The sequence below is a fragment of the Nocardioides allogilvus genome, assembly GCF_003047285.1.
Classification (GTDB): Bacteria; Actinomycetota; Actinomycetes; order Propionibacteriales; family Nocardioidaceae; genus Nocardioides; species Nocardioides allogilvus.
The window spans coordinates 74,880-86,658 of sequence record NZ_PZYX01000015.1 but is presented as its reverse complement, the minus strand read 5'-3'; the positions used below and the strand labels follow the sequence as shown (position 1 = coordinate 86,658).

11 protein-coding genes are annotated in these 11,779 nt (G+C 70.4%); 10 read left to right on the top strand and 1 reads right to left on the bottom strand.

Annotation, left to right across the window (positions count from 1 at the left end):
* The coding region (locus C9J87_RS20330; protein WP_232820101.1) for an HNH endonuclease signature motif containing protein at positions 1–699 on the top strand (699 nt) is incomplete at its 5' end.
* A gap of 70 nt (positions 700–769) precedes the next feature.
* Here C9J87_RS20330 and C9J87_RS17840 read toward each other — a convergent pair.
* A complete protein-coding gene (locus C9J87_RS17840; protein ID WP_010832174.1) occupies positions 770–1,306 on the bottom strand; it encodes an AAA family ATPase in 537 nt (178 codons plus the stop codon).
* 207 nt (positions 1,307–1,513) lie between these two features.
* On the opposite strand from C9J87_RS17840, the gene C9J87_RS17835 reads away from it, so the two are divergent.
* From C9J87_RS17835 to C9J87_RS17795, 9 genes are all read left to right on the top strand, one after another.
* Entirely contained in the window at positions 1,514–2,899 is a 1,386-nt protein-coding gene (locus tag C9J87_RS17835) for a phosphomannomutase/phosphoglucomutase (RefSeq protein WP_107706193.1), read from the top strand.
* On the top strand, positions 2,896–3,060 hold the full coding sequence (locus C9J87_RS17830) for a Trm112 family protein (RefSeq protein WP_084622794.1): 165 nt from the start codon (positions 2,896–2,898) through the stop codon (positions 3,058–3,060). The genes C9J87_RS17835 and C9J87_RS17830 overlap by 4 nt, the downstream gene beginning before the upstream one ends.
* Before the next feature lies 1 nt (position 3,061).
* Positions 3,062–4,093, top strand: a complete 1,032-nt coding sequence (locus C9J87_RS17825; protein ID WP_010832176.1) for an SIS domain-containing protein — start codon at positions 3,062–3,064, stop codon at positions 4,091–4,093.
* Positions 4,094–4,140: 47 nt separating this feature from the next.
* Complete coding sequence (locus tag C9J87_RS17820) at positions 4,141–5,154, top strand: DUF808 domain-containing protein (protein ID WP_107706192.1); 1,014 nt, start codon at positions 4,141–4,143, stop codon at positions 5,152–5,154.
* A gap of 95 nt (positions 5,155–5,249) precedes the next feature.
* On the top strand, positions 5,250–6,692 hold the full coding sequence (gene ahcY / locus C9J87_RS17815) for an adenosylhomocysteinase (protein WP_084623010.1): 1,443 nt from the start codon (positions 5,250–5,252) through the stop codon (positions 6,690–6,692).
* Positions 6,693–6,706: 14 nt separating this feature from the next.
* Complete coding sequence (gene mtrA / locus C9J87_RS17810; RefSeq protein WP_010832179.1) at positions 6,707–7,405, top strand: MtrAB system response regulator MtrA; 699 nt, start codon at positions 6,707–6,709, stop codon at positions 7,403–7,405.
* A gap of 64 nt (positions 7,406–7,469) precedes the next feature.
* Positions 7,470–9,041 carry an MtrAB system histidine kinase MtrB gene (mtrB, locus tag C9J87_RS17805; protein ID WP_010832180.1) on the top strand — a complete coding sequence of 524 codons (1,572 nt, stop codon included), beginning with the start codon at positions 7,470–7,472 and terminating at the stop codon, positions 9,039–9,041.
* Entirely contained in the window at positions 9,038–10,786 is a 1,749-nt protein-coding gene (locus C9J87_RS17800; RefSeq protein WP_010832181.1) for an LpqB family beta-propeller domain-containing protein, read from the top strand. The genes mtrB and C9J87_RS17800 overlap by 4 nt, the downstream gene beginning before the upstream one ends.
* Before the next feature lie 64 nt (positions 10,787–10,850).
* A complete protein-coding gene (locus C9J87_RS17795; protein ID WP_010832182.1) occupies positions 10,851–11,579 on the top strand; it encodes a ComF family protein in 729 nt (242 codons plus the stop codon).
* Positions 11,580–11,779: the final 200 nt, after the last annotated feature.

Here is an 11,779-nt window from a genome sequence, read left to right as displayed (position 1 = left end):
GCCGCCCACCAGCTCGCGCTCGGGTCGACCGACACCCTCGACGGCCGCCGAGCCACCGCCCTCGGCGACCTCGCCCGCCAACAGCTCGCCTTCGGCTTCGACGACGAAAACTCCGACCCGCCGCCAGACCGCACCAAGACACCACATCCCACACCCGCGACCACACAGATCGTGCTGCACGCCCACCTCTCCGCGGACGCGATCCTGCAGCGGCACCTGGGTGAAGGCCAGTGCCTGACCGGCCAGCTGGAGCAGGCCGGCCACCGCGTGCTCACCGCCGAGCAGATCCGGGACTGGTGCGGACGCCCCGACGTCCAGGTCACGGTGCGGCCGGTGATCGACCTCCGGGACCGGCTCGAGACCACCGGCTACACACCGACCGACCGGATCCGTGACCACGTCATCGCCCGCGACCGGACCTGCGTCTTCCCCTGGTGCGGACGCAACGCCAGACGCTGCGACCTCGACCACCTGATCCCGTATGACCACGGAGCCCCCGATCGTGGCGGGACCACGTCGACCGACAACCTCGCCGCCCTCTGCCGGCGACACCACCGCCTCAAGACCAAGGGCCGCTGGTCCTACGCCATGACCGAGCCAGGCGTGTTCGTCTGGACCAGCCCCCACGGCCACACCTACCTCCGCGACCACACCGGCTCACGCCCCATGAATCCCAACGGACACCCGCCCGACCACTGACCACACCGCCCCACACCCCGCAGACACCACACACTGCGGGGTCACAGGCACGTCCGGGGCAGGGATGCGCTCAGGAGGTCCGTGGTGGCGCCGGCATCGCCGCCCAGATCTTCTCGACCGCCTCGTCAGGCATGAGCGCTGACGTGTCGAGGAAGAGGTCGGCCTTGGCCTCCATCCATGGTCGGGCGTCGGCGTAGGCCGCCAGATGGTCGAGTCGCCACTGCCGCGCGCCCGTCTCGACCTCGTCCTCGTCGATGCGCTGCACCATCACGTCGTCGCGCGCCTCGAGGACGACGTGAAAGATCTCGTGCCCCAACGCGGAGAAGGCTGACTCCAGTTCGTCCCAGTAGCTCTCGTCGAGGACGGTCTGGATCGTCACCAGACCCTGACCGGTTGCCCTCGCGATCTCGTCAGCGATCAGGGGCGTGAGCCGTCGCCAGGAGTCGTAGTGCTGGAAGTCGGTGACCGGGTGGTCAGCAAGGTTGTTCCGGAGCATGTATCCGACCCACTCCGGATCGAAGGTCCGCCAGTGCGGGTCCCGCTCCGCCAGGAGAGTCCCGGTCGTCGTCTTGCCCGCGCCGAACGTCCCGTTGATCCAGATGATCACGCGGGGAGAGTAGCGACCGGAGACGACCTCTCCCGCACCCTCGCGAACCTGTCCGCCTGGACGGTCCGTCGCGCTCCGAGCGCTTGGGTGCCGACTCGGCCATCATCATCACGGACACCACGCTCTCCATCGTCGTCCCTGAAGAGCAGGTCGACCCCGACCGGGCCGCGGCGTACGCAGCAGAAGCACCCTGACTACGCTTCTCCCATGCCAACGAGCTCCAGCACGCTGGACCCTGCCAACATCGACGCGATCTTCAAGGCCTACGACGTCCGCGGCACCGTGCCGGACCAGCTCGACGAGGATCTCGCCCGCGCGACCGGCCACGCGTTCGTCGAGGTGATCGGGGCGGGGACCATCGTCGTCGGCTACGACATGCGGCCCACCTCGCCCGCGCTGGCAGGCGCCTTCGCCGCTGGTGCCACGGCGGCCGGCGCCGACGTGGTCATGATCGGCCTGGCATCGACCGACCAGCTCTACTTCGCGTCCGGCAGTCTCGGCCACGCGGGCGTGATGTTCACTGCGAGCCACAACCCGGCGGGCTACAACGGCATGAAGATGTGCCGCGCGGGCGCCACGCCGATCGGCACCGACACCGGACTTGCTGACATTGCTGCCTCGGTCGCCCGCGGCGGCCACAGGCCCGCTGCCGATGTCGGGAGCGTGACCCAGCAGGACGTCCTCGAGGCGTATGCCGCTCACCTCCTGTCCCTCGCCCCGGTGACCGGGCGCCGGCTGAAGGTCGTCATCGACGCCGGCAACGGCATGGCCGGGCTGACGGCGCCGACCGTCTTCGGCCGGCTCGGCGAGCAGCAGGTCGAGGTCGTGCCGATGTACTTCGAGCTCGACGGCACATTCCCCAACCACGAGGCCAACCCGATCGAGCCGGCCAACCTCGTCGACCTGCAGAAGCGCGTCATCGACGAACAAGCAGACATCGGTCTGGCCTTCGACGGCGACGCCGACCGCTGCTTCCTGGTCGACGAGCGAGGAGAAGCGGTGAGCCCCTCCACGCTGACCGCCCTGATCGCCGCGCGCGAGCTCGCCAAGGAGCCCGGCTCGACGATCATCCACAACCTGATCACCAGCCGCGCTGTCCCCGAGCTGGTCGTCGAGCTCGGCGGCACGCCGGTCCGCACCCGCGTCGGGCACTCCTACATCAAGGCCACAATGGCCGAGACGGGCGCCATCTTCGGCGGCGAGCACAGTGGCCACTTCTACTTCCGCGACTTCTGGAAGGCCGACTCCGGCATGCTGGCCGCGCTGCACGCGCTGGCCGCGCTGGCGGAGACCGACGTGCCGCTGAGCGAGCTGCTGGCGGCGTACGAACGCTATGTCGTCAGTGGCGAGATCAACTCGACCGTCACCGACCAGGCAAGCATCGTCGACGACCTCGAGAAGCAGTTCGCCGGCGCCGACGGCGTCACCGCGGACCGGCTGGACGGCCTGACCGTCAGCCACGACGACTGGTGGTTCAACGTCCGCCCGTCCAACACCGAACCGCTGCTGCGGCTCAACGCCGAAGGCCGCGACCGTGCCACGATGCAACGTGTGCGCGACGAGATCCTCACCATCATCAGGAGTGCCTCATGAACATCGACCAGGGTCTGCTGGACATCATCGTCTGCCCCGACTGCCACGGTGACCTCGCAGCGGAGGGACAGGAGCTCGTGTGCACGGCGTGCGGCCTCGCCTACCCCGTCCGCGACGACATCCCCGTGCTGCTGGTCGACGAGGCGCGCAAGCCGGCCTGACATGTCGACCTGGTTCGACGAGTCCCGGCTCGATGACGAGCGGGCGCTGGCATCGATCGACCTGCGCCTGCGCTCGCTCGCGGAGAGCGGCGCGCGCGTGCGACGCGAGTCCCACGACGCCGAGGCAGCCACCGCCGAGGCCATCGCCCGTGACCGGGAGGCCCCTCAGCCGAGGGCGGTGATCGCTGCCGGCCCCGACTCGCGGTTGCTGCGCGCGGTGCTCGAGCCCCGCTGCCCGGTGCCCTTCGTCGCGTGGCCCGGACCGGCGCTGCCGGGCTGGGCCGGCAGCCTGGACCTCGTGGTCATGCTGGCGCCGGAGGGCTCAGACACCGGCTCCGCGTCGGCCGTCGCCGAGGCCGTACGCCGCGGGGCGCAGGTGGTCGTCGCCTGCCCGCCGACCTCCCTGGTCGCCGAGCATGCCGCCGGTCGCTACACCACGATCCTGCCGACGGTGACCGGCGACCAGCTCGCCACGGCCGTCGTGATGCTCGACTACCTCGAGCAGGTCGGGCTCGGTCCACGCGCCGACTCCGAGAGCGTCGCCACCGCGCTCGACTCCGTGGCCACGTCGTGCTCGCCGCACCGCGACCTCGCCGTCAACCCGGCCAAGATGCTGGCCATCGCACTGGCCGACGCGACCCCGGTCGTCTGGGGTGGCTCGGTGCTGGCCGCGCGGGCGGCGCGCCGCGTCGCGGAGTCGCTGCGCCGCTCGTCGGGTCGCAGTGCTCTCGCCGGGGACGCCGAGCACCTCCTGCCGCTCATCGAGGCGACCCGGCAGCGCGACGTCTTCGCCGACCCGTTCGCCGACGACGGGGGAGAGCTGCGACCCCTGCTCGTCGTCCTCGAGGACGGCTCCGACGACCCGGTCGTGCGCGAGCAGCGGGGTCGGCTCCAGGCGGCGGCCGCGAGTCGCGGCGTCCGCGTCGAGTCCGTGGCGGCCGAGGGCGAGACGGAGGTCGCCCGTTATGCCTCCTTGATGCTGCAGGGCACCTACGCCTCGGAATACCTCCGCCTCGGGCTCGTCGACGACTGACAGGTCGCTAGGCTTCGCCCCGTGACTGACACGAGGGAGATCGCCTGATGGCCGCAGGACTCTTCGCCCTGCTCGACGACGTGGCGGCGATGGCCAAGCTGGCGGCCGCCTCGGTGGACGACATCGGCGCGGCAGCCGGCCGCGCGAGCGCCAAGGCGGCCGGCGTGGTGGTCGACGACACCGCCGTGACCCCGCAGTTCCTCGCGGGGTCCGCAGCCGAGCGCGAGCTGCCGATCATCAAGCAGATCGCCATCGGCTCGCTGCGCAACAAGCTCCTGTTCATCCTGCCGGCGGCCCTGGTCCTCAGCCAGTTCGCGCCCTGGCTGCTGCCGATCCTGCTCATCTTCGGCGGCACGTTCCTCGCCTACGAAGGCGCCCACAAGGTCTGGGAGAAGATCAGCGGGCACGAGGAGCACCTCGAGGAGGCCGTGGAGGAGCTGGCGACCCAGGGGGTGATGACACCCGAGCACGAGAAGGTGACCGTGGCCGGTGCCATCCGCACCGACTTCATCCTCTCCGCGGAGATCATGGTGATCGCCCTCAAGGAGGTCGTCGACTCCTCGCCCGACGCAGGTTTCATCACCCGTGCCGCGATCCTGGTCGTGGTGGCGGTGTTCATCACGATCGCGGTCTACGGCTTCGTCGCGCTGCTCGTGAAGATGGACGACGTTGGTGTCCACCTCGCCACCAAGCGTTCCTCGGTGGCGCAGAAGGTGGGCCATGCCCTGGTCGAGGCCATGCCCAAGGTCCTCGCCGTCATCTCGGTGATCGGCACCGCCGCGATGTTGTGGGTGGGCGGTCACATCCTGTTGATCAGCCTGGACGAGCTGAGCGGTTCGCTGAGCGGCACCGTCGCCGACGTCCTGCACGCGCCGTACGGCTGGGTGCACCACCTCGAGGAGGAGGTCCACCACGCGCTGGGCTCCGCCGGTGCCGTCGCCGGGTGGCTGGTCAACACGCTGCTCTCGGCGGTCGTGGGAGTCGTCGTGGGCGCGCTCGTGCTGGCCGTCAAGCACGTGCTGCCCTTCGGTCACGACAAGGGCGAACAGACCGCTCATTGAGCGGTGGTCGCGGATTCTGCGATCGGCGCAGGACGGTTCTACCCTCGTTGAACACCAAGCGGGACGCCGCCCGCCGTACTTTCTAGGGGTAGATGATGGACTTCAAGGTTGCCGATCTGAGCCTGGCCGACTACGGCCGCAAGGAGCTCACCCTCGCCGAGCACGAGATGCCGGGACTCGTCTCCCTGCGCACGACGTACGGCGACGCCCAGCCGCTCAAGGGCGCCCGGATCGCCGGCTCGCTGCACATGACCATCCAAACCGGTGTGCTGATCGAGACGCTCGTCGCGCTCGGCGCCGACGTCCGCTGGGCCACGTGCAACATCTTCTCCACCCAGGACCACGCCGCCGCCGCGGTCGTCGTCGGGCCCAACGGCACCGTCGAGGACCCGCAGGGCACCCCCGTCTTCGCCTGGAAGGGCGAGTCGCTGGCGGAGTACTGGGACGAGGCCGAGAAGGTCTTCGACTTCAAGGACGAGGCCGGCAACCCCATCGGCCCGAACATGCTCCTCGACGACGGCGGCGACATCACCATGCTCGTCCACCTCGGTGTCGAGTTCGAGAAGGCCGGCGCGGTGCCCGGCCAGGACTCCACCGACAACGAGGAGTTCAAGGAGGTGCTGCGCGTCCTGGCCCGCTCGCTGGAGAACAACCCGACGCGCTGGACCAACATCGCCAACGACATCCAGGGTGTCTCCGAGGAGACCACCACCGGCGTGCTGCGTCTCTACGACCGCATGAAGGAAGGCTCGCTCCTCTTCCCGGCGATCAACGTCAACGACTCGGTCACCAAGTCGAAGTTCGACAACAAGTACGGCTGCCGCCACTCGCTGATCGACGGCATCAACCGCGGCACCGACGTGATGATCGGCGGCAAGGTCGCCGTCGTGTGCGGATACGGCGACGTCGGCAAGGGCTCCGCGGAGTCGCTGCGCGGCCAGGGTGCCCGCGTCATCATCACCGAGATCGACCCGATCTGCGCGCTGCAGGCGGCGATGGACGGCTACGAGGTCAAGCGCCTCGAGTCGGTCGTCGAGACGGCTGACATCTTCATCACCACGACGGGCAACTTCGACATCATCCGGGTCGAGCACTTCGAGAAGATGAAGCACCAGGCGATCGTCGGCAACATCGGCCACTTCGACAACGAGATCAACATGGCCGGCCTGGCCAAGATCCCGGGCATCGTCAAGGACGAGATCAAGCCGCAGGTCCACCAGTGGATCTTCCCCGACGGCAAGAAGATCATCGTGCTGTCCGAGGGCCGCCTGCTCAACCTCGGCAACGCCACCGGCCACCCGTCGTTCGTCATGTCGAACTCCTTCACCAACCAGGTGCTGGCCCAGATCGAGCTGTTCACCAAAGTCGAGGACTACCCGGTCGGCGTCTACGTGCTGCCCAAGCACCTCGACGAGGAGGTCGCGCGCCTGCACCTCGACGCCCTCGGTGTCGAGCTGACCATCCTCACCCAGGAGCAGGCCGACTACCTCGGTGTCCCCGTCGAGGGGCCGTTCAAGTCCGACCAGTACCGCTACTGAGGCAGACTGCCCGTATGAGTCCGACCGAGCAGCCCACGAGGGGCAGCATCCTGGTGGTGGACGACGACTCGTCGCTCGCCGAGATGCTCTCCATCGTGCTGCGACAGGAGGGCTTCGAGAGCCGGATCGTCACCCGTGGCGACGAGGCTCTCGAAGCCTTCCGCAGCTTCCGTCCCGACCTGGTGCTGCTCGACCTGATGCTCCCGGGCAAGGACGGGATCGACGTCTGCAGGGAGATCCGCGCCGAGTCGGGCGTCCCGATCGTGATGCTGACGGCGAAGGGCGACACGATCGACGTGGTCGTGGGCCTGGAGTCCGGCGCCGACGACTACGTCGTCAAGCCGTTCAAGCCCAAGGAGCTCGTCGCCCGCATCCGTGCGCGCGTGCGCCGCAACGACGCCCCCACCAGCGAGTCGCTGAGCATCGGTGACCTGACCATCGACGTGGCCGGCCACTCCGTGACGCGGGCCGGCAAGGCGGTCAACCTGACGCCGCTCGAGTTCGACCTGCTGGTCTGCCTGGCGCGCAAGCCGTGGCAGGTCTTCACCCGCGAGGTGCTGCTCGAGCAGGTCTGGGGCTACCGCCACAGCGCCGACACCCGGCTGGTCAATGTCCACGTCCAGCGCTTGCGCTCCAAGGTCGAGCACGACCCGGAGAACCCCGAGATCGTGGTGACGGTCCGCGGCGTGGGATACAAGGCTGGTACGGCGTAGGCCGACCATGTCCCCCTCAGGAGGGCCTTCGGCCAGTACGGCGCTGGATCGCGCGAGTCACGCAGTGCGGCGCGCCCTCACGTTCTGGCGTCGTTCGATCCAGGCTCGCGTCGTCGCGAGCACGGTGCTCCTCTCGGCGGCCGTCGTCGGGATCGTCGGCGCCTTCCTGATGCACCAGACGCGCGACGGCCTCGTCGACAACCGCGTCGAGCAGGTGATCGCCGAGGCGGAGAACGAGACGGCCGATGCGCGCGAGAAGCTCGCAGCCGTCCGTGGCATCGACGTGGACGCGTCGCGCCAGCAGGACGACCTGATCGAGCCGATCATCAGCCGTGGCAGCTCGCGCGGGTTCGCGGCCGTCCTCTCGCCCGCCGTCGGCACTGGCGGCAGGCTGTCGGGCGGCGGCGCGAAGTTCACCCGGGGCCTCGACACGCAGAGCGTGCCGGAGTCGCTGCAGCAGAGCTTCGAGCAGGCAGCGGCGACGGCGTGGACGTTCACGGAGATCGAGACCACGCGGGCCGTCCCCGGGCTCCCGGAAGGTCCCGGCATCGTGGTCGGCAGCCAGGTGACGCTGCCCGCGGACAACAAGACCTACACGCTCTACTACCTCTACTCCCTGGACGAGGAGCGCGAGACGCTGGCCCTCGTCGGCCGCGCCCTGGTGACGGCCGGCTCGCTGCTGCTGCTGCTCGTGGCAGGCCTGGCCTGGCTGGTCGCACGCCAGGTGGTCACCCCGGTGCGGATGGCGCGCCGAGTCGCCGAGCGCCTCGCCGCGGGTCACCTGCAGGAGCGCCTCCGGGTGACCGGCGAGGACGACCTCGCCCGACTGGCGACCTCGTTCAACCAGATGGCCAGCAACCTGCAGAAGCAGATCCGCCAGCTCGAGGAGCTCAGTCGGCTGCAGCGTCGCTTCGTCTCCGACGTCTCCCACGAGCTCCGGACGCCGTTGACCACCGTCCGGATGGCCGGCGACGTGCTGCACGACGCCCGCGCGGGCTTCGAGCCCGGCACCGCGCGGGCTGCCGAGCTGCTGCAGACCGAGCTCGACCGCTTCGAACGGCTCCTCGCCGACCTGCTCGAGATCAGCCGCTTCGACGCCGGCGCCGCGGTGCTCGAGGCGGACGACGTCAATCTCGTCGACGTCGCCCACCGGGTGGCCGACACGACCCGGGCCCTCGCCGACCAGCGCGACACCCGGGTCCTCGTGGAGAGCCCCGGCCACCCCTGCCTGGCCGAGGCGGACGTACGCCGGGTCGAGCGCATCGTGCGCAACCTCGTCACCAACGCCATCGACCACGCCGAGTCGCGCGACATCCACATCCTCGTCGGCGGTGACGAGCACTCGGCGGCGATCGCGGTGCGCGACCACGGCGTGGGCCTGGGCCCCGGCGAGTCCGCGATGGTGTTCAACCGCTTCTGGCGTGCCGACCCGGCCCGAGCCCGCACCAGCGGTGGCACCGGCCTCGGCCTGTCGATCTCGCTCGAGGACACCCACTTGCACGGCGGCTGGCTGCAGGCCTGGGGCCGGCCGGGTGAGGGGTCGCAGTTCCGCCTGACGCTGCCGCGCCGGCTCAGCCAACCGCTGCGCCACAGCCCGCTGCCGCTGGTGCCGGTCGACGCCAAGGAGCCGGCGTGAGCGCCCGGAGGAGCGCGACGCGGCTCGCCCGCGTCGCCCTCGCGCTCGGCGCGCTGCTGGTGTCGACGGCGTGCGTGCGCATGCCCAGCGAGGGACCCGTCACCCAGGTCGACGGCGAGGCCTCGGACAGCGCGACGCCCGGCTACGACTTCGACCCCCAGCCGCCGCAGCCGGGGGAGACGCCGACCGAGATCGTCGCCAGCTTCATGGAGGCGATGCAGGCGATCCCGAGCCGGACCAACGTCGCGAGCGAGTTCCTCACCGCCGGCGCCCGTCGGCGCTGGACTCCCGAGAGCAGGATCATCACCTACGGCGAGCTCGGCGACCCGGTCGGTGACCAGCTGGTGACGCTGCCGATGATCGGCATCGAGGAGTACGACGCCCGCGGCGCCTGGCAGCGATCGCGCGGCGCCGAGGTGATCGGCTTCGACCTGGCGATCGAGAACGGCGAGTGGCGCATCGCGGCGTTGCCCGACGCCCTGATCGTGCCGACGACGTGGTTCGAGAACGCGTTCCGCCGGATGTCGCTCTACCTCTTCGACCCCACCGCCCAGATCCTGGTCCCCGAGCCCGTCTTCGTCCCGACCGGTGACCAGCTCGCCTCCTCGCTGGTCCGCGGCCTGCTCGACGACCCGACAGCCGATCCACGGGTCACCCGCACCTTCGTGCCACCTGGCTTCACCTACGAGCTCTCGGTGCCCATCACCGCTGCCGGCATCGCCGAGGTCTCCCTGGTGGGCGACGCGGGCGCCGTCGGCGACGACGCCCGGCAGCGGATCCTCACCCAGCTGATCTGGACGATGCGGCAGGAGCAGCGCATCCGCGCCGTGCGGTTGAGCATCGGCGAGGAGGAACAGGGGCTGGCCGACGATGCCACGCAGGTCAACCTGGACGTCGGTGAGGCCTTCGACCCCACGGGTGCCCAGTCCAGCGGCGACCTGTTCGGGCTCGTCGACGGTCGCGTGGTCCGGGGTCCCATCGACGCGCTGAGGCCCACCTCGGGACCGTTGGGCGTCGACCGGCTCGGGGTGCGCTCGATCGGGGCCAGCCTCGCGGGCGACCGCGTGGCCGGCGTCTCCGGCGACGGGCGCAGCGTGCTCGTGGCCCCCGTCGATGTCGAGGGACGTGCGGTCGAGGTCGCCAGCGGTGCGCGCGACCTGCTCCCGCCGGCGTGGGACTTCGCCGACCGCATCTGGTTGGCTGACCGCGGCGCCGGCAGGGGAGTGATCAGCGTGGTCGTCGGCCAGCAGCCGCCGCGGCAGATCGACGTGCCCGGAGTGAGTGGTCGCGACGTCCGGCACATGCTGGTCTCGCGCGACGGCAGCCGCCTCATCGCAGTGGTGCGTACGGCGAGGGGCGACCGCATCCTCGCCAGCCGGATCCTGCACAGCGCGTCGGGGCGGGTGCTGCGAGCAACCCGGGCGGTGGTGCTCGACTTCGTCCCCGACGTCGCCGGGTCGGTGGTCCGCGACATCGGCTGGCGCTCGCCGACCGCGATCTCGGTGGTCACCGACACCGAGAACCTCTCCCAGGTCGAGACGATCTCCGTCGACGGCTCGCCGGGCGACCTCGGGATCGTGGGCGTGTCCCGCCTGCGCGGTGGCACCCGCCAGCTCGTCAGCTCGCCCGTCGAAGGGGCCGAGGTGTTCGCGGTCGGCCGGGAGTCGGTCAGTGACCTGACGGCTCCCGAGCGTCCGCTCGGCCCGCTCCCCGAGGCCCTCACCTCCCTCACCTACGTCGGCTGAGCCTTCTCCACAGGCACCCGGGTCCGGTCTTGCCCGCTCCCACGGCGCCTGCTGCGATGGCTGCGTGCGTGACGTCCTCCTCGACCTCGTGGTCGGCAGCGAGTGCGTCGGTTGTGCGCGCCCGGGACGGATGCTGTGCCCGCGCTGCCTGCACGCCCTGCCGTCGGTCCCTCGGATCTGCTGGCCGCAGCCGACGCCCCCGGGCCTGGTGACGCCCTGGTCGGTGGCCGACTACGACGGCGCGGTCCGCGCCATGGTCGTGGGCCACAAGGACCGCGGCCAGTTCACGTTCCGGCGCGTGCTGGGCGGCCTGCTGGCCGTGTCGGTGCGAGCGGCGATGGCCGACGACGACGGAGCCGTGGTGCTGGTGCCGGCGCCGTCTCGCCCCGGTTCGAGCCGGCGCCGGGGCTACGACCCGATGGGAGCGCTGGTGCGGACGGCGGCAGCGCGACTGCGGGCGGAGGGCCGCGACGTGACCGCGGCGTCTCTGCTCGTGTCGAACCGGCGCGTCGTCGACCAGGCCGGGCTCTCGGCCGGAGAGCGCTCGCACAACCTGTCGGGGTCGATGTCGTGCCCATCGCCCGGTCTCGCGCGGCTGGCTCGACGACGCGCCCGGGCGCGCGTGGTGATCTGCGACGACGTGCTCACCACGGGCTCGACGGCCAGGGAGGCCCAACGAGCGCTGGGTGCGGTGGGGCTGGGCCCGGTTGCGCTCGCGACAGTGGCTGCGACACGGCGTCGCATTCCTGACCAAACGGGTGGATCGCTTTTGTCCCGGGGCCCGAGGGGCTAGCGTCTGTCCATGGAGTCCGTCCGGGTCCGTGGTTGCGTCATCCGGTCAGGTGCGCGTGCGCACCACCTCGGAGGACAAGCCGATGCCAGTCGCAGGCAAAACGGCCCACGTAAGGCTGGAGACAGCCGATCACGGTGCGGCTTAGAAGTAAGACCTGCCTCGGCACCGCCGTCAGATACGGCGAGCGTCGGGAGAGGGCC